Source organism: Spirosoma sp. KUDC1026 (genome assembly GCF_013375035.1).
Lineage (GTDB): Bacteria > Bacteroidota > Bacteroidia > Cytophagales > Spirosomataceae > Spirosoma.
In genome coordinates this window covers 2,804,985-2,825,000 of sequence record NZ_CP056032.1, presented here as the reverse complement: position 1 = coordinate 2,825,000, position 20,016 = coordinate 2,804,985, and the positions used below count along the sequence as shown (strand labels likewise).

Genomic DNA, 20,016 nt, shown 5'->3' with positions numbered 1-20,016 from the left:
TTGTCAGAGCAAAGGCCTGATACTCCTCCCGGCCTTCTTTACGTCGGATCAGTTCAGTGCCTGTGGTGATGTTCCCCCACTGATCAGAGCCGCCCATCTGTATCTGAACGCCTTTGTTTTTGTACAACCAGTAAAAATCGTACCCCTGCAATAACTGGTATGAGAATTCCATAAACGACAATCCTGTTTCCAGGCGCTTCTTTACGGAATCTTTGGCAATCATATAGTTGACAGTAATATGCTGTCCTGCTTCACGCAGAAACTCGAGAAATGTGATTCCTTTGAACCAGTCGTAGTTATTCACCATCTCGGCGGCATTTTCGCCCGAATCAAAATCCAGAAAGCGGGTCAACTGTCCCCGAATACCTTCCTGGTTACGACGTAACGTCTCCTCCGACAGGTAATCGCGTTCGGTTGATCGGCCCGATGGATCGCCGATCATGCCCGTTGCGCCACCCACCAGGGCATACGGTTTATGCCCCGCGCGTTGAAGGTGAACCAGCAGCATAATAGTTGCTAGGTTACCAATATGCAGTGACGCGGCCGTTGGGTCAAACCCAATGTAGCCCGCCGTCATCCCTTCGGCAAGTCGTTCTTCGGTGCCGGGGGTCATGTCGTGCAGCATGCCCCGCCAGCGGAGTTCTTCGATGAAATTCATAATAGAAAGGAGAAGAGAGGAAGAGGAAGAGAGGGAGGAAAGGGGTTGGCCATAGTTTATATCCTTCCTCCTTTGCTCCCTCTCCCCCCTTTCCTCCTTTTTGCAAAAGTAAAGTTTTATGGTAAAAGCAGTGACGAGTCGCCGTAGCTTAGAAAGCGATAGTCGTGTGTGAGGGCTTCGTTATATACGGTGCGCCAGTCATCGCCGATAAGAGTTGCAATGAGCAGAATCAGCGTAGAACTCGGCTGGTGAAAATTGGTAATGATTCCCCGGCAGATCGCCAGTTGATAGCCCGGTGTTATATAGATACCGGTGTGGGCCACAACGGCTGATCGACTTGTCTCCGTTAAATACTTTAGAACAGCTACTAAGGCCGCTTCGGCTGCGGGACGCTCAGTTACCGACCATTGGTAGGCGTATTCCTGATCCAGTCGGAACGGATCGGGTTCACTCTGCAGCAACTTTACTCCCATCCAGTACAAGCTTTCCAGCGCCCGCATGGATGTTGTCCCAACGGCAATAATGTAATCCAGATGCGCGAGTAAGTGTCGAACGTTTTCGGTCGTATACACAACTTCTTCGGTGTGCATATGATGGGCACGCACATCCTCACTTTTGATCGGCTGGAAAGTTCCGGCACCGACGTGCAGTGTTACGTAATCATGACCGATGCCACGCGCAGTCAGTTCGGCGAACACAGCGTCCGTAAAATGTAAACCTGCCGTGGGAGCCGCCACCGCCCCTTCTTCTTTAGAATAAACGGTCTGGTAGGTAAGCCGGTCGGCATCGGTAGCGTCGCGTTTGAGGTAAGGTGGCAGGGGAATTTCACCGGCAAACTGAATAAGCTGCGCAAAACTTAACTCAGCAGGCTCCCAACTCAAACGTACCGTCGAAGCATCCTGGTTATACCAGTCGGCTTTTACTATTACGTTGCCGGTTGGCGTAGTCAGCGTTGTTTCCAGTGTTTCGGCCGATTTCCAGCGTTTCCGGTTACCGATCATGGCGTGCCAGACGACGCTACCAGTACGTTCCATTGCCTGGCTGATAGGCAACTCATCGTTGTCGCCTTCGCTTACCGGATTCAGCAGGAACAGCTCAATAACTGCCCCGGTTGTCCGGGTAAAATGCAGCCGTGCCGGAATGACCTTCGTGTTATTAAAGACCAGGAAGCTTTGTTCAGGCAGCAGTCCGGGCAGATCAGAAAACGATTTGTGCTGAATAGCGCCAGCCCGGTACACCAGCAGTTTAGACTGATCGCGTTGCGCCAGCGGGAATCGAGCGATCCGATCATCGGGTAATTCATACTGAAACTGGGTCAGCAGCAGCGGTTCGGATTCAGGCATCGCTATCGGGTTTCATGAACAGTCGGATAGGGAGTGCAGCCAATACACTGATGATAATTGCCGTACTGAGAGGAGCCAGCCAGGCGTAGTCAATTGCCTGGATAGCCCGGTCCGAACGGTTCAGCAGTGAGAGTACGATCAGGCCCAGGCCCAGAACCGTATTGATAGCGGCCATCAGAGCAAAAAACCAGTTGACAACGACTTCGTTTAACTGATCACGATGAGCCAGCCAGGGGCTCTGCGGAGACAACGGCAGTTTTTCGGTTGGTACCTTCGGAAAAAGCCGTTTCAGTACGTTAAGCAGGGTGTTGCTGATCAGAAATATAGCAACGGCGACATAGAAGATGATTTCCCGATCAATCGTCTGGAGCGGCTGATTGAGGGCATCGAACCGAACAACAACTTCGCCTGGATAGGAAATGTAGCTGTTAAAAAGGGAAAACAATAGTCCAAGAATTGACATGATGCGCCAAGTCCGGACGAAAAAAGTACCTGTCTTCATAAAAGGATAGATGCCGCTTTCAGATCAGGCGGAGTACCTGTACATCATTGTTCGGCACCTGGTTTCGTATTTCAGGGGGCAAAGGTACGGCCCGAACGGTGAAATCCGTTCGTTTAGAAACGGTTTGCGTTAATCGCTTTGACCGTAATGCCACTGCTTCCCGACTCAAAGCGCCAGCTCAGCCGACTTCGTAGCCATTCGTCCGTTTTTTTGGTTTATCAGTTCTATGAAGATTTACACAAAAACAGGTGATACAGGGCAGACAGCGCTGATTGGAGGACGCCGGGTAAGCAAAGCGTCCCTGCAGATTGATACGTACGGTACGGTTGACGAGTTGAACGCCTGGATTGGGTTAGTACGTGATCAATCCGTTAACAACGATCGTCGATCAGGTCTGAAAGAAATTCAGGATCGGTTATTCACAATTGGAGCAGAACTGGCCGTCGACCCGGAGAAACCAGCCACAACAGCGACCAAGTCTCTGCCCGCGATCAAGCCGGAGGATATTACAGCTCTGGAAACAGCCATTGACGCGATGGATGCGACGCTCCCGGCGTTACGTTCGTTTATTCTGCCGGGGGGGCATCAGGCCGTTTCGTTCTGTCACCTGGCCCGAACCGTTTGCCGCCGGGCCGAGCGGCTGGTTGCGGCCCTGAATGACGACTTAATGACGACAACCGTTTCGCACGTTGATCCGCTGATTCTGCAGTACCTCAATCGCCTGTCCGACTACCTGTTCGTGCTGGGCAGAACTATGGCACAGGACCTGGATGCGGAAGAAATTACATGGACCAGCCGGTCCTAATTGCCGATGGGGAAAAGTCGGCTGAAGTTCGGCAAATAAATACCCTTTAGTCGATCTATTTATTTAGATTTGCCGCAGACGGTTAGTAACAGGCGGTTAACCGCAGGTGGCTAAGCAGTTACCCAAGTATTAACATTACCAGATCATGACGACGGACGTCTTACAAATTGAATTGCGGAAAGCGGAACGCTCCCGGATTCAGGAAGTAGATTTTAATCATCTGCCTTTCGGAAAACACTTCTCGGACCATATGTTCGTGGCCGATTTCATAGACGGTCAATGGCAAAATCAGCAGATCGTGCCGTTTGACAATTTCACGATCAACCCGGCCCTATCAGCGCTGCATTACGGTCAGTCGATTTTTGAGGGGATGAAAGCCTATAAAAACGATGAAGGCGACGTACTGCTGTTCAATCCGCTGGCCAATTTCGAGCGGATGAACGAATCGGCGCGCCGGATGTGCATGGCCACGCTACCCGAAGAAGTATTCATGGGCGGTCTGGAAGCGCTGTTACGCGTTGATGCTGACTGGGTACCGTCGACACCGAACAGTTCGCTGTATATCCGGCCGTACATGTTTGCCTCGGATAACTACCTGGGTGTGGCCCCTTCGAAAACGTACCGTTTCTGCATTTTTACGTGCCCCGTTGGTGCGTATTACAGCAACCCGCCCAAGCTGAAAGTAGAGACCGAGTACATTCGGTCGGCACCGGGCGGCACGGGTTACGCGAAATGCGCGGGTAACTATGCCGCGTCGATGTACCCAACGCTGCTGGCGCAGCAGCAGGGGTACGATCAGTTGATCTGGACCGACGCACGGGAGCACAAATACATCGAGGAATCAGGTACGATGAACATCATGTTCGTTATTGATGGCAAGCTGGTTACGCCCGCTACGTCCGATTCGATTCTGAAAGGAACGACCCGCGCAGCTATTATTGCCATTGCCAAACACTGGGGCATGGAAGTCGAAGAGCGGCTGGTATCAATTGACGAGGTGATCAGTGGTATTGAGAGCGGGCGACTGACGGAAGCTTTCGGGGCTGGTACGGCCGTAGGCGCATCGGCCTACGCCCTGATTGGCTATAATGGCAAAGACCATATGCTGCCTGAGTTTGCTCCGGAAGAGTCTTTTGCGGTTCGCGTATCGAACTACCTGGGCGATCTGCGCACGGGCAAAATTGACGATCCCTTCGGCTGGGTGCAGAAAATCTAGTTTTCAAACGTCCAGTTTATACCATAAAGAAAGCCCCGGCCAATTTAGCCGGGGTTTTCTTTTGACTGATCTTTTTTCATTCCCAGGCGCAGGTTTTCCAGCGTAATGGCACCTAAGAAAACAAACGGTTTGACAAAACGACAGCGGTGACGGAATCTGAGCTACTTATCGAACTGAAAGCGGGCAGCGAAGCGGCTTTCCGCCGGTTTGTCGAAACCTACCAGACCAGGGTTTTCAATCTGGCGTTCCGGCTGCTGGGTGACCGCGACGAAGCTGACGATGTAGCCCAGGAAGTGTTTGCCGAAGTGTACGAAACTATCGGGCAGTTTCGGGGCGAGGCTACTTTCAGTACGTGGCTGTATCGAATTACGACGACCCAGTCACTGAGCCATCTGCGAAAGAAACGTACCCGCAAACGATTCGCCTTTGTAACCAGTCTGTTTGGGGCATCGAATGAATTACTGCACGACCCACCGGATACCAGCCAGCCGGAGCAGGCCCTCGCTCAGACCGAAGAAAATCAACTACTGCTTCGCGCTGTAGGGCAACTTCCTGACACGCAGCGGGCGGCTTTCACACTTCATTACATGGAAGGATTATCCTACAAAGAAGTGGCAGCGATCCTTCAGACAACGGTGTCGGCGGTGGAGTCGCTGCTGCACCGGGCCAAACGGCAGTTACGCACGAAATTACAACCCTATTACGCCGACGTATTCAACGGAAATTAACATGAACGATTCAGCACCATTGACCGATGATGAACGCTGGGAACGGCGATTCAATAAGCTAAAGGAGGTATCACCCGAAGAGCCCCGGCCATTTTTTTATACCCGGCTACAGGCCCGACTGGCACAGCGGCCGGATACTGGCTGGACACCGGTCTGGCTACGTCGACCCGCCTATGCCCTGAGCGCTTTTGGCCTGATTGTGCTACTCAACGCGGGAGCCCTGTTCTACTACTCGGATTCGGCCCCGACAACTACCGACGACGTAACGACCTATGACGGATTCGTGGCCGATTATCTACCAACTAATTCAATCGATTACGTTAATGAATGATCGTCAAAAATATCGCCTGCTGATTGCCCTCGTCCTCGGTCTGGCTATTCTGAACGTCGCGCTGCTGATTTGGTTTGGGCCATTCAGGCACGGGCACCGCGATGGTTTTCGGCCTAATGAACGACGAACGTTTCTGACCAGGCAACTCGATTTTACAGAACAGCAGCGGCAGCAATACAACGAACTCCGGGAGCACTACTTTTCTGAGCGTCGGGCGTTAGCCGAAGGAATTCGACCCATGCGGAAGCGTTTCTTCGGGCAGCTTAGTGACATAACAGCGGCAGACTCAACTCTATTGGCCCAGGCGCAGGCGTATCATAATCAACTCGCCCGGATCGATCTGCTAACGCTTCGTCACTTCCAGCAGGTAGCGGCAATCTGCACCCCCGAGCAGCGGAAAAAGCTGGCTAATATCGTTCGTAAGCTTCCGCAGGCAGCCGCCTGGAACAATCGTCGTGCTGGTACCGCTGGCAGGCAACGGACAGATTGAAATTAATTTTCAGTCAGTGCGCAGGTTTTTACAGTAAACAACACCTAACGAATCAAACAACAGTAAACCATGAAGAAAGTGATCATTATGGCTGCCCTGCTGGGCGCCATCAGCGTAGGAAGCAGTTTTGCCCAACAAGTCGATTCGACCCGCCGGATGAGCCAGAACCGCCCCATGCGGGGCGGTATGCGGAACCTGACGCCGGTTGAGGTGAAGGATCTGCCGTCGGCGGTTGCCGCAACCGTGAAAGACAAGTATCCGGATGCAACCATCCGCCGGGCCGGTAAAGGCGAGAAAGGAGCTTACCTCGTCGTCGTTACCGACAAACAGGATAGCCGGACATTACTGCATTTCGACGAGAAAGGTACGCTGCTGAACGAACGCAAGATGCCTGCTCATCCCGGTGGTGGCCGCAGCAAGCGGGGTCGCCGGTAGTCGAGCCGTCACACAATGCAAGAGGCCGGATGGTTGAACCATCCGGCCTCTTGTGGTTAACGACATTAGAAGACGCATTACATGTAATCTTTTAGATCGTCCAGTGGCTCATTGAAATCAGGCGACAGTTTGAAACTCCCCTTCATAATTCCTAACGGCCGTTCAGTCAATGGCATTTTGTTAAAGTCAGTAACAGCAACAGGCCTTTTTATCGCTTTATTTTTGCTCGCCATTTGGCGGATAAAGTCCAGGACAGCTCTCGCCGTTTCGTGGCGATCATCTATTTCTAGTCGATAAATCATATAGCTCGAGTTATTTAACAGCAGAATCCTTCACTTCGTCATAGCTACGGCATCATCGGATGGCAGAATGCGGATTTTAAGACCGTAATCCTTGCCTTTCGATACGTCTTTCAACGTAACGATTTTACCTTTTGAAGACGCCCAGGTTGTTGTTTCTTCGTCTATTTCTCCAGCGCCGTATCGTCTGCTGAAATACGTCATCAGGTCTTTTCGGTACTCAGTTACGGCTGCTTCTGTATTTACGTATAGATCGACTTCAATGGCCGATACTTTCTGATCTTCCTGATAATAAAGAATATCGACCGTTTCCAGGTTTTTAAGTTCGAGCGTGTAGCCAACGTGTTCATCATCACGCTCGAAGGGCTCGCTTTTCTCCCGTTTCGCGACAGTATTGTAAGCATCACCGAGGTTGATGCCCCGCCAGTCACTATCGGTCGTCAGGCCCAGACTGGCCAATCGTTCGGTAATGACATTTCCGGAGGGCGTTCCAGCTTCAGTTGTAGTTGACGAATCTTTAGTCTGTTCGGAAGCCTGATCAAGGTTTTGGCAGGCGTTCAGTCCAATCAGCAAACTCACAAAAAGAAGTAAAACTGTTTTCTTCATATTAATTTGAGGTAAATGATCGTATAAAACCGGTACTGTTTGTTCATTACTGTTTTATCTGAACCAACAATCCGTTAAATCGTCACAATTCCTGCGCCAAATTGAAGAAAAATCCGGTTTTGCCCTGGGCGTTTATGGTGCCGCTGAACCGGATTACGAGATTATAAAACGTAACAACATCTAGGCTCATGCCTGTTCCGAGCAGCGGGCGGTTGGCTAATCTGCTCTGATACTGCTCCGCTACGGTACTGCTTACGTACCCCGCATCGCCGAAGGCCGTTATATAGGCCGCAATGGGAAGGGTGTTGAATTGCCGGATGTGCAGCCAGCTCAGTTCCTTCCGAACGTTGAACAGCTGGTACCGCAGGCTATTTCGCCAGATAGCCGTCCGCTGACCATCCACCACGTAAAGTTCGTACCCACGCACCATGTCTACCGAACTTCCCAGACCCCGGAGGTTATAATAAGGCTGGCGCGTCGGCCAGGTCACGCGGCCGCGCACCCCCGACGCCAGATAGAACTGCTTACCCAGCGACCAGTAGCGGGTCATCGAGGCATAGGCGTCGACGAAACGGAAATTATCGCCGGGCAGCAAACCACTGATGCCGCCCCCCGCCGTTATGAGTTTTCCCTGGAGCGGGTACACAACGTTATCGCGCCGGTCGTAACGATAGCCGTACGACAAACTCAGGTAACGTTGCCGGGTTTGCCCATTCAGAAAATAGTCGGGGTTAAGCCGGGCAATGGTATCTGCAATTTCATTAAGGTTATAGCGAACGCCAGCAGTATGGTACTGATACAGACCACGGCGGTGGCTTAAAATCAACTCGGCATACATACGCGTACGCAGCAACTCGTCTGAACGGACGAAGAGCCATTTATCGGCCTGGGTTCGGTAAGGAATTTCCTTGTTGGTCGAATAGCTCAGATCGAACCGAAGGCCCGTTTTCTGAGCTTTGTCAATATAAGGTCTGGAATAGGACAAGACCGTTCGCTGCAGAAATCCACGTTCAATAGCCAGTTGCAACCGGTCGTTGGTGCCCGTTACGTTGCGGTAGCTCAACCGCCCTCCATAGATTGTCCGGCGAAGGTCTCTCCCCCGGTCGTACCACCACTCGTTCAGGTTCCGGTCGGCAATGTCGAACACGGGATAAGCAATGATGTACCAGCGTTCTTTCATGATCACCGTCAGGTCAAGCTGCGCCAACTGAGCAGGCTTCTCCGAGCTGGCAGCAAGGCCCGCGGAATCGACCGGGGTAGTTAGGTTTGGCGTATCGGCGGTGTACACCGAATCGGCCGTAGTCAAGGTTGTTTTTATGTCGACCGTAACAAAAAGCACGGTATTACTGATGTTCCGCTGATCCCAGGTAATCCGTTCGGGCAGATCGCTGAGCCGCACTGTGTCGCCAGTGTGCAGGCTCATTTCCCGCAGAATGATCCGGTCTTTTGTTTTATAGTTACCAATCAGGCCAACCGAGCGGATAACTACTCGCTGTGTTGAATCAGTAGTCGTCTCGGCAAACGTTGATAAATGGGCAAATAAACATGCCGTTATTATCATTAAATAGATTGGCCATATCTTTGGAATCATGCTTAAAAGTACATCTTTTTCAAAAAAATAAGACAAGATAATCTCTATATCCTACAAATTGTCGCGTATAATTGTTAACTGTTCCTAAAGCTACAGTGACTAGTTAAAAACACCCAATACATGCAAACTGAAAAAATTCAGAAACCGACCCAGACCGAGCGTCCCCGGTTGAGTTTCTGGCAAATCTGGAACATGAGTTTCGGATTTTTGGGTATTCAATACGGCTTTGGTCTCCAGCAGGCCAACATGAGTCCTATCTATCGGTATCTGGGTGCCGATGAAGCGTCTATTCCGGGCCTTTGGCTCGCTGGCCCTCTGACGGGGCTGTTGCTTCAACCGATTATTGGGGCCGTTTCAGACCGGAGCTGGTCGCCACGCTGGGGCCGCCGAAAGCCCTTTATACTGGTGGGGGCCTTGTTCGGAAGTATTGCCATGATCTTTATGCCCAACTCGTCATTTGTCTGGATGGCAGCGGGGCTGATGTGGATGCTCGATGCAGGTCTGAACTCCGCGATGGAACCCTTCCGGGCTTTTGTCGGCGACATTCTCAACGATAAACAGCGTCCAACCGGCTTTGCCGTGCAGTCGTTCATGGTTGGATTCGGGCAAACCCTGGCCAACCTGATGCCTTACATACTGCCCCTCATGGGCATATCGATGGTCATGTCGGATGGGCAGTTAGCGAATGGGATTCCAAACTCGGTACGGTATCCGTTCTACATTGGTGCGGCTGCTATCCTGCTCTCGGTTTTCTGGACCGTTCGCACGACAAAAGAGTACCCTCCCATTGACGACAGGTATAAGGAACCACATGTTTTTAGTGACGAAGAGAAAAAATCGATTTCCTTCTGGCATCTGGCTCTCTCGCTGGGCGGGGCCATTCTGGCATTCTTTTTTGCCGCCCGGATCGGTGGCTGGGTAACGGGCTTGCTGTGGGGAGTGGGTGTACTGGCAGGTAGCTATCTGTTCCTGATGCTTCCTATTTTCAAGGAAGTACTGGCTTCGCTCTCGGCCATGCCTACGGTGATGAAACAGCTCTGGTGGGTTAAGTTTTTCACCTGGTACGGTCTCCCGCTTATGTGGCAGTATCTATCGCTGGCCGTGGCCCGGTACGCGTTCAACGCACCGGACACGAAGTCAAATCCGCTTGGTTTTGAGGAAGGTACGAAATGGGGAGGATTGTGTTTTGCTATGTTCAGCATTTCCTGCGCCCTGATTTCGGTCTTTATTCCGCGCATTGCAAAAGCCATTGGCAGTGCCCGGGCTACCCACGCCGTGTTCCTCTCGATTGGGGCTATGGGCTTCTTTCTGACGCTTACCTCCAACGACAAATTCATCTATCTCATCGGCATGACCATCATTGGGCTGGCCTGGGGATCAATCATGTCGATGCCGTATCTGATGCTGTCGGTGGCGGTTCCTAAAGAGCGGATGGGCGTGTACATGGGTATTTTCAATGGGTTTATCTGTGTACCGCAGTTTATCGGAATGCTTACCGTACCCCTCTATTATGAGCCCCTGCTGGGTAACGACCCCCGTAACGCGCTGGTACTGGCGGGAATTTGCCTATTGCTGGCAGCGGCATCCTGCTTCCTGGTCAAAGAAGCCAAACGTACCAACGAGGTGGTTCTCCCCATTGGACCAGGTGGCCACTAATTTTTAACCTTGTTTCTACTTTTCTATTCCGATTGTAATCTTCTTTCGAGCAGTTTGCAGTCGGAAGTTTTTTACGAATCATGTCACAACGCCCCTACGCGCTCTTATCTGTTGGCGAACTGCTGGCCGATTTTATTGCCCACCACGTATCAACCAGCCTGCTTGATTCACCGGATTTTCGGCGGTATCAGGGCGGTAGTCCGGCCAATATGGCGGCTAACATGGCCCGGCTGGGCAACAAAACAGCTTTGGTTGCCTGTGTTGGCAACGACAACCTGGGTAAGTATTTGGTTCGGCAGGTAGACGAGGTGGGCGTCGATACGCAGTATATCGTTACTGACCCACTGGCGCCGACCAGCATTGTCATTGTTTCCCGCACGGCGGGCACGCCCGATTTTATTGCTTACCGGACGGCCGACTGTCAGATCCTGCCCGAACAGATTCCGGACTCGCTGCTGAAACAGGCACAGATTTTTCATACGACCTGCTTTGCCCTGAGCCGTGAGCCCGCCCAGCGTACCATCGTTGACGCAGCCCGGCGCGCGCAGGCGGCAGGCTGTCAGATCAGCATCGACGCCAACTACGCCCCCAGCATCTGGCCCGACCGTCAGCAGGCACAACAGATCATTGCCGATTACTGCTCGACCGGTGCCCTAGTGAAACTAAGCGAAGACGATGCCGAGCGTATTTACGGCGAGGTTCGCGACCATCAGCAGATCCTGGCAGATTTCCACCGGATGGGTGCATCACTGATCTGTCTGACTCTCGGCCCCGAAGGCAGTATCGTATCGTACGACAAGGGTGCCAACCAGGTACGTATCCCTGGTCAGAAAATCGACGTAGTAGACGTTACCGGTGCAGGAGATGCCTACTGGGCCGGTTTCCTGACGGCTTATCTGGACGAGCATTCTCCCGAGCAGTGTGCCCGGTCCGGCGCGGCCCTGGCCAAAATGAAACTTAGTCGGCAGGGGGCATTACCGGCTCAGATTGACCGGAAGCTGCTTTTTTAAGGGCAGTCTGTTCAGTATCCGGCTGCCTGCCCGTCTTTACGCATTTCGCTGGCTCCCCAGTAGATCTTGTTCGTGGTATCCCACTGAATGGCCTGATACCCGCCGAAGAAATCGGTGGGAGCCAGTTTGTGTCCCAGCTTTTCCAGACTTGCCCGTACGGCCGGCGAAATACCACTTTCCAGTGCCAGCCGTCCGCCATCCTGCATAACAGTCCCTATCGGTTCGCTGCTACCGGAATGGCTGAACCGGGCCGCATCGCCCGCTTCCTGCACATTCATCCCAAAGTCGATAATGTTGCAGAGAACCTGCAGATGTCCCTGCGGCTGCATGGCACCTCCCATCACCCCAAACGACAGAAACGGCTGGCCATCTTTCAGCACAAAACCGGGGATGATAGTTGTGAACGGGCGCTTGCCGGGTGCGTACACATTGGCGTGGTCGGGTTTAAGATTGAAGCTGGTTCCGCGGTTATGCAAGACGAAGCCCAGGCCATCGGGCACCATGCCGCTGCCAAATTCCAGCATGTTGCTTTGAATAAGCGATACGATGTTGCCTTCCTCATCGGCGGCAGTCAGGTAGACCGTATCGCCCGCCCGCAGGGCCGGATCACCCGCATCCAGGTGTTCAGACGCTTTTGCCGGATTAATCAGTTTGCGCCGGACAGCCGCGTACTGTTTCGTCAGCAGCCAGTCAATCGAATCCTTGGCAAACTCCGGATCAGCGTAGTATCGCGCCCGGTCTTCGAAGGCCAGTTTCTTGGCTTCAACCAGCAGGTGCAGGTATTCGGCACTGTTATGCCCCAGCTTTTTCAGGTCATATCCTTCCAGAATGTTCAGCATCTGCAATACGGCAATTCCCTGGCCGTTGGGCGGGAGTTCAAATACATCGTAGCCACGGTAGTTGACTGATACGGGCTGTATCCATGTACTCCGATGCGTTGCCAGATCAGCCTTCCGTAGATAGATTCCCGTTCGGCGGGCATAACGATCCATATCTTCCGCGATGCTGCCTTTGTAAAACGCATCCCGCCCTCCCCTTGCTATCTTTTCGTACGTAGCCGCCAGATCCGGATTGCGAAACACCTGCCCCTCAACCGGCGCTTTCCCCTGGATCAGAAAGATCTTTCGGAAATTGGCAAACTCGGTGATGTCAGCCTGGTTGTCGGCCAGCCGACGCGCGGCTATCTGCCACGAATAAGCAATGACCTGCGGTACGGGCACGCCTTCTCTGGCGTAGCGGATACTGGGTTCCAGCAGGGTTCGCATGGGCAGTTTCCCAAAACGGCCGTGAAGTTGGAACCAGCCATCGACTGTACCAGGCACCGAGACCGATAATGGGCCGTACAACGGCAACTGCGTTCGGTTACCCAGCAGGTTTTTGAGGGTATTGTACGTCAACTCCTGGGGTGAGCGTCCGCTGGCGTTCAGTCCGTACATCTTCCGCTCTTTCGCCGACCAGATAATGGCGAATAGATCTCCGCCAATACCGCCGTTGTTCGGTTCAATAACGCCCAGGGCAGCGTTGGCCGCAATGGCTGCGTCGATGGCCGTTCCGCCTTGTTTCAATACGTCCAGACCAATCTGCGTTGCCAGCGGGTGGCTCGTCGCAACCATACCATGCCGCCCCAGTACCGGACTACGGGTCGCAAAATTAGGGCCGCTTATCCGGTCGCCTTTGTCGCTGGTTTGCCCGTACAGCACAGATGACGATAAGCAGATAAACAAGCAGCACCCGCTAAGGGCCGCAACGATAATACGTTTCATGGATGACGTTATTCAGGTAGGCTTTGTAGATCAGTAAAGTACGGTATGCGCTTGATTTTACCGGTTGGCAGCTGCCTTCATCCCGAAAAAAAAGCGTACTTTAGTAGTCTTATGTCTTTATTTATTACCTCGCTCAATTCGGGCAGCAACGGAAACTGTTACTACGTTGGCAACGAACAGGAAGCCGTCTTAATCGACGTGGGCATTTCCCGCCGGCAGGTCGAAACGCGGATGCAGCGCCTGGGCTTATCCATGCAAACGGTAAAAGCCATTTTTATCTCCCACGAGCACGCCGACCACGTTCGCGGAATTTCCCAGCTGGCCACCAAATATCAATTACCCGTTTTTGTCACGCGTCGAACCTTACAGCACGTCCGGCTGCCGGAACAAAAATTTCCCATCAAAGCGCTGCGGAGCGATGAGCCTGCCATGATTGGTGAGTTATGCGTAACGGCTTTCCCCAAGCTGCATGACGCCAGCGACCCACACAGTTTCGTCGTTACGTACAAGAACACGAACGTGGGTGTGTTTACAGACATTGGCTCACCCTGCGAACACCTGATCAAGCATTTCAGTCAGTGTCATGCCGCTTTCCTGGAAGCGAATTACGACGAGCAGATGCTCGAAACGAGCCGGTACCCGTTCTTTCTGAAGCAACGGATTCGGGGTGGTAAAGGGCATTTGTCCAATCAGCAGGCACTTGACTTGTTCCTGAGTTACAAGCCGTCGTTCATGAGTCACGTCCTGCTGTCGCACTTATCGCACGAAAATAACCATCCGCAGCTAGCCGCCGACTTATTCATGCCCCACCGCGACAATACGGCCGTTATCGTGGCGTCCCGCTTTGAGGAAACCCCGGTTTTTACTGTCTGTGCCTGATTTTATTTTTTGGACAGGATTGCGCCGGGCCGCCGACTATCATCAGTTTCTGACTGCTCCCAGCACCGCCAAATCATCGTTTATCTACATTCGGGCCGATTGTCAACTGTACAAAGTTTCCCTGCCGGACATTTTGTACATCGAAGGGCTGGACGATTACTTAAAAATCCATCTACTGAATCAGCGCCCCATCGTTACCCGGATGACCATGAAAACCATGCTGCAGAAGCTGGAGGAATTGGCCGTCCCGGAAGACGGTTTCCTGCGTGTACACCGATCCTTTATTATTCCGGTCAATCGAATTGACTCGATCAGGAACAAAACCCTACGGGTGGCTGGCCAGGACATTCCCATCGGTGCCCGTTACGAAGCAGAGGTGCAGCAACGACTCCTGCTCTGACAAGAGTCTGTACTACTTACCGCTGTTCTGCGGAAAATCAGCGGGAGTTCGGCTTTTTGTTTTCGACAGGCGCTCGTACAGCAAACGCGGTTTAACAGTTCGCCAGTAGGTTTCCTGTTCCAGCTCTGCCGGATGAAACGAGGCTTTGTTCAACGTAATGAAGCGATTGCTCGTCTTTTCGGATGCAACTATGAGCGTTTTCAGCCGGGTCAGCATCGGCGCGATTTGAGCTGTTGTAAAACTTGGGGCGTTGACCTCTTTTTCAATTTCCTGATAGGTCAGGTATTCCACCCGGACATCGGTCATCAGCCGGTACTGCTCAAATTCCTCTTTGTTTCTGGACGGCGTCAGGTCCGCCAGCGTTTTTGCCGCCAGTCGCGTACTGTCCAGCAACGTCCGGATCGTCATAGGTTTTGGCGAAACGACTTCACCCTGCGTCACTTCGTAAGGGGCCGTAGTCAACGCTCTCCAGAACTGCCCTGCCTGGTCTTTTGTGAACCCGTAGGTGTCCTGGGTGTACGTCTCAACAAACTGCTGAATGTTCAGGGGCTGCGTCGTTTTCAGGCTTTGTCCGTAAGCGGCCAGCAGCATAGTAAAGCCCGTCAGCGGATACACGTGCCGGATGGCGTAGAGATCGACAATATCCGCACTGGATTCAAAAACGGGCGAATATAAACCCGACGTCGACCAGGAGGTCATAACCAGTCCTTTGTAGCCCATCTGTCGGCTCGTTGGCACGAAATCCCGGATGTTCTTGAAATGCTTTTCCCACTGCGTTAGAAAGTAATTGTCAGGATGGCTCCGCAGCGAGGGTGCTCCCCAGATTTCGAACCCGGTTGCGACCAGTTTTTTAGGATCACCGAATCGATTGATGGCCCAGCCGTAATTCCAGTCGATCAGAATAGTTTCTTTCGGCAGCAGTGAGAGCGCTTCGGGATGTTTCAGGGCAATGTCTGCCCAGAGCACCGGACGTTTCCCCAGGCTGGTCACAATGTCGCACAGCATCCTGATGTGGTCGACAAACAGTTTGGATTTGCCTTCCTTGGCAACTTTTGCCTGGCATTTAGGGCAATGCCCGAGCAGATACGTTTCGTCCCCGCCGATGTGGAAATACGGCGAGCTGTGCGTCGCCACTAAATCGGTAAACAGGTCAGTGAACAGCGCCTTGTTCAACGCACTCTCGATGGGACACACCTGCGAGTAATCCTTCTGATCTTCCCGCAAAGCCGTGTAGCGCGGATTACGTAGTATGTACTCGACATGCCCAAAACTCTGTTGCAGCGGAATAACGTCGATGCCCAGACTATTACAGTACGCAATAAAGGACGTAACATCCGACCGGCTGTAGGCGTAGCGGTTAGAAATCATGGGGTGCTTCTCGAAAGGGTATGTAGCCTCCCACTCCATAATCAGCGTATTAATGCCCTGTTTCTGCAGTTTCTGCGCCAGGTCTTTCAGAGCGCTTATGGTCATCACCTGAATACGCAAATCCAGATGAAAGCCTTTGACCGGCGCTTTCGGGCCCGATTGCGTCGCTTGCTGACTCCGGACGGAATTAACAGTTAGCGTCAGAAGGACCACTAGCAGGAGAAGATTTTTCATTGGTTGATCCGGTTTAGGAATAGCGCCAGGTCTTCAGCTTATGGCCGTAGACGGCGTAAAATAACAGATAAAGGTAGCAGGGAAGCAGCACCCAGTACGCCTGTTGCAGGGAAAAACTATCGGCAAAATAGCCGTACACCAGCGGCATGATGGCGTTGCCACACAGCCCCATAATCATCAGAGAACTACCAACTTTGGTGAAACGCCCTAACCGAGCCAGCGCCAGGGGCCAGATACCCGCCCAGACCAGCGAATTGGGCAGCCCCAACGCGACTAGAAACCAGAAGGACAGTTTCATACTATGGCCGAACAGCGTAAGGTTACCCGGCACGAACAGAATACCCAGACTGAACACAACCCCCAGGAACGTACAGATCCGTAACGCGTTTACCTGTTGAATGAAGCGGGGAATTGTGACGATGCCGATCAGATACCCGCAGATGGTAGCAAATAAAATATACGACGGGAAACCTTTTGCCTCCAGCAGCGAAACGCCCATCGAACTGGCGTAACCGATGACGGTATCAATCGCAATTACCTGGGAGCCAACGTGAAAAAAGATAGCCAGTGCCCCCAGCACCAGGTGGGGAAATTGCAGTACGCTGGTTTTGTCCGAGTTGGTGGCCAGAACTTCCCCGCTTTCCTGTTCCGTATCAATTTCGGGGAGCGACGAATATCGGATAAACAAACCCAGCCCAAACAGGACTACGCTCACGCAGGCATAGGGCACCATCACCCGTCGGATCAACTCGTCGAGGGCTACACTCCGGTCGCCGGGCGTCATCAGAGGAATTTGCTTAAAAAGTTCTGCATCAGAGGACCGCAGGATTACGGCGGCAAAGAGCAGAGGTGCTACGATACCAGCCGTTTTGTTGCAGATGCCCATAATGCTGATGCGCTGGGCCGCCCGCTCAATTGGCCCCAGAATGGTTACGTAGGGGTTCGATGCCGTCTGGAGTACGGCTAAGCCCGTACCAATCGTAAACAGGCCGGTCAGAAAAAGGGTGTATGTCCGGGTGTAAGCCGCTGGCAAAAAGAGCAATGCACCAAACGACATGATGAAAAAGCCCACCATCATACCCTGTTTAAACCCTACCCGTTTCAGCAATGCCGACGCGGGCATCGACATAACCAGATACGAAATATAGAAGGCAAATGCCACCAGGTACGACTGAAAATGAGTCAGTTCGCAGGCGATTTTAAAATAAGGAATCAGAATCGAATTGATCCAGGTCACAAAGCCAAACACAAAAAACATAACGCCGACAATCATAATCGAACCCGTTGCGTTTGGCGTAGCGGCAGTCTTATTCGCTGATGCGTCGGTTGAAATCATGGCGTTGGAGAGGTTCTGCGTTACGCTGGCTGTCCGTACGAATCAGCATCGACATACAGCGTACAGTCGGCATGCTGACGTAGAATTGAGGCTGGGCAATCGGTTGTGATAGGTCCGGTTAGTACCGCGTTGACGGCCTGCCGTTTCGTCTTTCCGGGTACTACGCAAAACAGGTGATGACCGGATAATAAGGTTGGAATAGTCAGTGTAAGGGCTTCTTTGGGAACATCGTTGAACGTCGCGAAACAGCCATCATTTACCTGCTGCTGTCGGCAGATGTCATCCAGTTCAACTCGTTTGATCACCTCCGGATCGTCGAAATCGGCTACTGGCGGATCGTTGAAAGCCAGGTGGCCGTTCTCGCCAATGCCCAGGCAAACGATGTCGATAGGGCCTTGTTCGAGCAACTCCTTGTATCGTTGGCAGGCCGCATCTGCCCCCAACGTATCATCGATTAGATTGACCGAGCGGGGGGCAACGTTGGCAAACAGTTTCGTGGTCAGAAAATAGGCAAACCGCTGGGGAGCATTTGTGGGCAGCCCTACGTATTCGTCCATATGAAATACGTCAATCCGCGACCAGTCGATACCGTCGGCGCTGGCCAGAAACGCCAGCATCTCGTTCTGGGAAGGGGCTGCGGCAAAGATGATGCGTAGGCTTTCCTTCTTGGCTAGCAGTTCCCTGATTTTGTCCGCTATATCCTTTCCGGCGGCTGCACCCATTGCCTGACGGGTATCAAAGACGCACACACGCAGGGCATCGACCTGTCCAACTGTTGTTTTCATTACGCTGTTTATCAATATAAGTTTATGACGGGTTCAAATTCGGAATGACAGCAATTAACGTTGTTAGCCGATTCATTTGTCCCCTGGCTGGCTCGCTGAAGGTTACTTCGGAAAGCAGGCCGTTCGTCTGCACAAAAAACAGGGTTCGGATACTGGTCGAATTATAGGGCACTCAGCATCCGCTCTTTTGCGTATACAATTTTACCATTGACGATGGTCGTTTCTATGTTAATATCCTGATCGAAAATCACCAGATCAGCATCTTTCCCCACCATCAGTGACCCCTTGCGTCCTTCAACACCCATAATGCGGGCGGGGGTTGTACTCGCCATCCGGACAGCATTGAGAAGCGGCACGTCCGCTAACTGAACCATGTTACGTACGAGCTGGTTTGTCGTGGCCACGCTGCCCGCAAACGAACTGCGGTCGGGTAGTTTAGCGACGCCATCTTCGACCAACACGGGCAAGCCATTCGTCAGTGAACCTAGTATACTTTCACCTTCGGGCATACCTGCCGCCCGCATGGCATCCGTAATCAAGGCTATCCGGTCGGCACCCTTAATTTTGTAAACTAGCCTGAGCAGGGGCGCTGGCAGATGAATACCATCTGTGATCAGTTCAACATCCATATCCAGCAGCAAGGCACTTTCGATTGCTCCGGCGTAGCGAAACGCATTCCGGCGCGTTACCCCCGACATGGCCGAATACAGATGCGTAGCCAGTGAGTAGCCATTTTCGTAGGCTGTCAGCACATCGTCGTAAACCGCATCGGTATGCGCAATGGCCGCCAGTATCCCCTTTTCGCGTAGTCGCCGGCCAAACTCAATAGCCCCCGCTAATTCCGGGGCGGCACTCCAGCGAACAATAGACGATGAGTAGGCCAGAATTTCTTCGTATTCTGCGGGATCGGGATTGCGGATGTAGCGCGGGTCCTGCGCCCCCCGCTGGTTCAGCGCAAAGTAGGGCCCTTCCAGATGCATACCCAGAAAAGCAGCACCGCGCTGGTTTTTCTGCTTCGCTTTTTCATACATGTCCAGCGTATGCAGCAGGTCTTCCTTTTCGGCGGTCAGCGTGGTTGGCACCAGCGACGTAGTGCCGTATTGAGCATGGAGTTCGGCAATTTTCAGAAAGGCTTCTTCGGTACCGTCCATGAAATCGTGCCCACCGCCCCCATGTACGTGAATGTCGATAAACCCCGGCGCTACGAACTTCCCCCTGGCATCCAGGTTAACCGCATCCGGTACCTCCACATCCCGATCGTGAACCCCCGCAATCCGACCATCCCGAACGACGATTGTACCACCCCGAACGTAGCGGAACGGTGTGATGAGTGTACCGTTGGTTATTTTCAGAAATTCCATGCTGCGAACAAGTACGTATCATTTTCGACCGGCTCGTATGAACTACGGAGAATAAGTCCCTATCCGATCGTTTCACCCGATTTCCCAAGCAAGAAATCACCTCCGGGTACGTACCCGTAAACATACATAATTTATTGACTACGCAAGAAAGTTCTGAAGAAACTAGCTTAGGGTTCTGTTGGTATACCCCAAAGAAGTACGTTGAATTACGCCAAGGCAA

The 20,016-nt window shown here is 52.5% G+C and carries 21 protein-coding genes (1 of these 21 cut by a window edge); 10 read left to right on the top strand and 11 right to left on the bottom strand.

Going from position 1 to position 20,016, the window contains the following annotated elements:
- The 3 genes from tyrS to HU175_RS11880 all read right to left on the bottom strand — a co-directional run.
- Nucleotides 1–658: the 5' portion of a tyrosine--tRNA ligase gene (tyrS, locus tag HU175_RS11890; RefSeq protein WP_176566809.1), read on the bottom strand. 629 nt of this gene lie to the left of the window's left edge; 658 of the gene's 1,287 nt are visible here — the first part of the coding sequence; the start codon lies at nucleotides 656–658; its stop codon lies beyond the left edge, outside the window.
- A gap of 116 nt (nucleotides 659–774) precedes the next feature.
- Nucleotides 775–2,001: an S-adenosylmethionine:tRNA ribosyltransferase-isomerase gene (locus tag HU175_RS11885; protein ID WP_176566808.1), complete on the bottom strand. Its 1,227-nt coding sequence runs from the start codon at nucleotides 1,999–2,001 to the stop codon at nucleotides 775–777.
- The gene (locus HU175_RS11880; RefSeq protein WP_176566807.1) at nucleotides 1,994–2,503 is read right to left on the bottom strand and encodes a hypothetical protein; all 510 of its coding nucleotides are present in this window, start codon (nucleotides 2,501–2,503) and stop codon (nucleotides 1,994–1,996) included. The genes HU175_RS11885 and HU175_RS11880 overlap by 8 nt, the downstream gene beginning before the upstream one ends.
- Before the next feature lie 226 nt (nucleotides 2,504–2,729).
- On the opposite strand from HU175_RS11880, the gene HU175_RS11875 reads away from it, so the two are divergent.
- From HU175_RS11875 to HU175_RS11850, 6 genes are all read left to right on the top strand, one after another.
- A complete protein-coding gene (locus HU175_RS11875) occupies nucleotides 2,730–3,308 on the top strand; it encodes a cob(I)yrinic acid a,c-diamide adenosyltransferase (RefSeq protein WP_176566806.1) in 579 nt (192 codons plus the stop codon).
- Between the two features lie 145 nt (nucleotides 3,309–3,453).
- A complete protein-coding gene (locus HU175_RS11870) occupies nucleotides 3,454–4,524 on the top strand; it encodes a branched-chain amino acid aminotransferase (protein WP_176566805.1) in 1,071 nt (356 codons plus the stop codon).
- 146 nt (nucleotides 4,525–4,670) lie between these two features.
- Nucleotides 4,671–5,252: an RNA polymerase sigma factor gene (locus HU175_RS11865; RefSeq protein WP_176566804.1), complete on the top strand. Its 582-nt coding sequence runs from the start codon at nucleotides 4,671–4,673 to the stop codon at nucleotides 5,250–5,252.
- 1 nt (nucleotide 5,253) lies between these two features.
- Entirely contained in the window at nucleotides 5,254–5,583 is a 330-nt protein-coding gene (locus HU175_RS11860; RefSeq protein WP_176566803.1) for a hypothetical protein, read from the top strand.
- Nucleotides 5,576–6,073: a Spy/CpxP family protein refolding chaperone gene (locus tag HU175_RS11855; RefSeq protein ID WP_176566802.1), complete on the top strand. Its 498-nt coding sequence runs from the start codon at nucleotides 5,576–5,578 to the stop codon at nucleotides 6,071–6,073. The genes HU175_RS11860 and HU175_RS11855 overlap by 8 nt, the downstream gene beginning before the upstream one ends.
- A gap of 69 nt (nucleotides 6,074–6,142) precedes the next feature.
- On the top strand, nucleotides 6,143–6,508 hold the full coding sequence (locus tag HU175_RS11850; RefSeq protein WP_176566801.1) for a hypothetical protein: 366 nt from the start codon (nucleotides 6,143–6,145) through the stop codon (nucleotides 6,506–6,508).
- Nucleotides 6,509–6,585: 77 nt separating this feature from the next.
- On the opposite strand, the gene HU175_RS11845 is transcribed toward HU175_RS11850, so the two are convergent.
- From HU175_RS11845 to HU175_RS11835, 3 genes are all read right to left on the bottom strand, one after another.
- Nucleotides 6,586–6,810, bottom strand: coding sequence for a DUF2281 domain-containing protein (locus HU175_RS11845; protein WP_176566800.1), 225 nt, complete (start codon nucleotides 6,808–6,810; stop codon nucleotides 6,586–6,588).
- 30 nt (nucleotides 6,811–6,840) lie between these two features.
- Nucleotides 6,841–7,413 carry a hypothetical protein gene (locus tag HU175_RS11840; protein ID WP_176566799.1) on the bottom strand — a complete coding sequence of 191 codons (573 nt, stop codon included), beginning with the start codon at nucleotides 7,411–7,413 and terminating at the stop codon, nucleotides 6,841–6,843.
- 82 nt (nucleotides 7,414–7,495) lie between these two features.
- A complete protein-coding gene (locus HU175_RS11835) occupies nucleotides 7,496–8,974 on the bottom strand; it encodes a BamA/TamA family outer membrane protein (RefSeq protein WP_317167804.1) in 1,479 nt (492 codons plus the stop codon).
- Between the two features lie 150 nt (nucleotides 8,975–9,124).
- Here HU175_RS11835 and HU175_RS11830 point away from each other — a divergent pair, with 150 nt between their 5' ends.
- Complete coding sequence (locus HU175_RS11830; RefSeq protein ID WP_176566797.1) at nucleotides 9,125–10,660, top strand: MFS transporter; 1,536 nt, start codon at nucleotides 9,125–9,127, stop codon at nucleotides 10,658–10,660.
- An 80-nt stretch (nucleotides 10,661–10,740) separates the two neighbouring features.
- Complete coding sequence (locus tag HU175_RS11825; RefSeq protein ID WP_176566796.1) at nucleotides 10,741–11,670, top strand: carbohydrate kinase family protein; 930 nt, start codon at nucleotides 10,741–10,743, stop codon at nucleotides 11,668–11,670.
- 11 nt (nucleotides 11,671–11,681) lie between these two features.
- Here the strand turns inward: HU175_RS11825 and ggt are convergent, their stop codons facing one another.
- On the bottom strand, nucleotides 11,682–13,433 hold the full coding sequence (ggt, locus tag HU175_RS11820; RefSeq protein ID WP_176566795.1) for a gamma-glutamyltransferase: 1,752 nt from the start codon (nucleotides 13,431–13,433) through the stop codon (nucleotides 11,682–11,684).
- A 111-nt stretch (nucleotides 13,434–13,544) separates the two neighbouring features.
- Between ggt and HU175_RS11815 the strand changes: the two genes are divergently transcribed.
- A complete protein-coding gene (locus HU175_RS11815) occupies nucleotides 13,545–14,312 on the top strand; it encodes an MBL fold metallo-hydrolase (RefSeq protein WP_176566794.1) in 768 nt (255 codons plus the stop codon).
- Nucleotides 14,305–14,712, top strand: a complete 408-nt coding sequence (locus HU175_RS11810) for a LytR/AlgR family response regulator transcription factor (RefSeq protein ID WP_228724403.1) — start codon at nucleotides 14,305–14,307, stop codon at nucleotides 14,710–14,712. Before HU175_RS11815 ends, HU175_RS11810 begins: the two co-directional genes overlap by 8 nt.
- A gap of 12 nt (nucleotides 14,713–14,724) precedes the next feature.
- Here HU175_RS11810 and HU175_RS11805 read toward each other — a convergent pair whose 3' ends face one another.
- From HU175_RS11805 to nagA, 4 genes are all read right to left on the bottom strand, one after another.
- Nucleotides 14,725–16,314, bottom strand: a complete 1,590-nt coding sequence (locus tag HU175_RS11805; RefSeq protein WP_176566793.1) for a beta-N-acetylhexosaminidase — start codon at nucleotides 16,312–16,314, stop codon at nucleotides 14,725–14,727.
- A gap of 13 nt (nucleotides 16,315–16,327) precedes the next feature.
- Entirely contained in the window at nucleotides 16,328–17,650 is a 1,323-nt protein-coding gene (locus HU175_RS11800; RefSeq protein WP_176566792.1) for a sugar MFS transporter, read from the bottom strand.
- A 20-nt stretch (nucleotides 17,651–17,670) separates the two neighbouring features.
- Nucleotides 17,671–18,435: a glucosamine-6-phosphate deaminase gene (locus tag HU175_RS11795; RefSeq protein ID WP_176566791.1), complete on the bottom strand. Its 765-nt coding sequence runs from the start codon at nucleotides 18,433–18,435 to the stop codon at nucleotides 17,671–17,673.
- A gap of 161 nt (nucleotides 18,436–18,596) precedes the next feature.
- Entirely contained in the window at nucleotides 18,597–19,796 is a 1,200-nt protein-coding gene (nagA, locus tag HU175_RS11790; RefSeq protein WP_176566790.1) for an N-acetylglucosamine-6-phosphate deacetylase, read from the bottom strand.
- Nucleotides 19,797–20,016: the final 220 nt, after the last annotated feature.

Excerpts from the sequence above, each read along its gene's own strand:
- HU175_RS11885 (WP_176566808.1), bottom strand. The coding sequence starts at position 2,001 with ATGCCTGAATCCGAACCGCTGCTGCTGACCCAGTTTCAGTATGAATTA.
- HU175_RS11880 (WP_176566807.1), bottom strand. The coding sequence starts at position 2,503 with ATGAAGACAGGTACTTTTTTCGTCCGGACTTGGCGCATCATGTCAATT.
- HU175_RS11875 (WP_176566806.1), top strand. The coding sequence starts at position 2,730 with ATGAAGATTTACACAAAAACAGGTGATACAGGGCAGACAGCGCTGATT.
- HU175_RS11870 (WP_176566805.1), top strand. The coding sequence starts at position 3,454 with ATGACGACGGACGTCTTACAAATTGAATTGCGGAAAGCGGAACGCTCC.
- HU175_RS11860 (WP_176566803.1), top strand. The coding sequence starts at position 5,254 with ATGAACGATTCAGCACCATTGACCGATGATGAACGCTGGGAACGGCGA.
- HU175_RS11855 (WP_176566802.1), top strand. The coding sequence starts at position 5,576 with ATGAATGATCGTCAAAAATATCGCCTGCTGATTGCCCTCGTCCTCGGT.
- HU175_RS11850 (WP_176566801.1), top strand. The coding sequence starts at position 6,143 with ATGAAGAAAGTGATCATTATGGCTGCCCTGCTGGGCGCCATCAGCGTA.
- HU175_RS11845 (WP_176566800.1), bottom strand. The coding sequence starts at position 6,810 with ATGATTTATCGACTAGAAATAGATGATCGCCACGAAACGGCGAGAGCT.
- HU175_RS11840 (WP_176566799.1), bottom strand. The coding sequence starts at position 7,413 with ATGAAGAAAACAGTTTTACTTCTTTTTGTGAGTTTGCTGATTGGACTG.
- HU175_RS11835 (WP_317167804.1), bottom strand. The coding sequence starts at position 8,974 with ATGATAATAACGGCATGTTTATTTGCCCATTTATCAACGTTTGCCGAG.
- HU175_RS11830 (WP_176566797.1), top strand. The coding sequence starts at position 9,125 with ATGCAAACTGAAAAAATTCAGAAACCGACCCAGACCGAGCGTCCCCGG.
- HU175_RS11825 (WP_176566796.1), top strand. The coding sequence starts at position 10,741 with ATGTCACAACGCCCCTACGCGCTCTTATCTGTTGGCGAACTGCTGGCC.
- ggt (WP_176566795.1), bottom strand. The coding sequence starts at position 13,433 with ATGAAACGTATTATCGTTGCGGCCCTTAGCGGGTGCTGCTTGTTTATC.
- HU175_RS11815 (WP_176566794.1), top strand. The coding sequence starts at position 13,545 with ATGTCTTTATTTATTACCTCGCTCAATTCGGGCAGCAACGGAAACTGT.
- HU175_RS11805 (WP_176566793.1), bottom strand. The coding sequence starts at position 16,314 with ATGAAAAATCTTCTCCTGCTAGTGGTCCTTCTGACGCTAACTGTTAAT.
- HU175_RS11800 (WP_176566792.1), bottom strand. The coding sequence starts at position 17,650 with ATGATTTCAACCGACGCATCAGCGAATAAGACTGCCGCTACGCCAAAC.
- HU175_RS11795 (WP_176566791.1), bottom strand. The coding sequence starts at position 18,435 with ATGAAAACAACAGTTGGACAGGTCGATGCCCTGCGTGTGTGCGTCTTT.
- nagA (WP_176566790.1), bottom strand. The coding sequence starts at position 19,796 with ATGGAATTTCTGAAAATAACCAACGGTACACTCATCACACCGTTCCGC.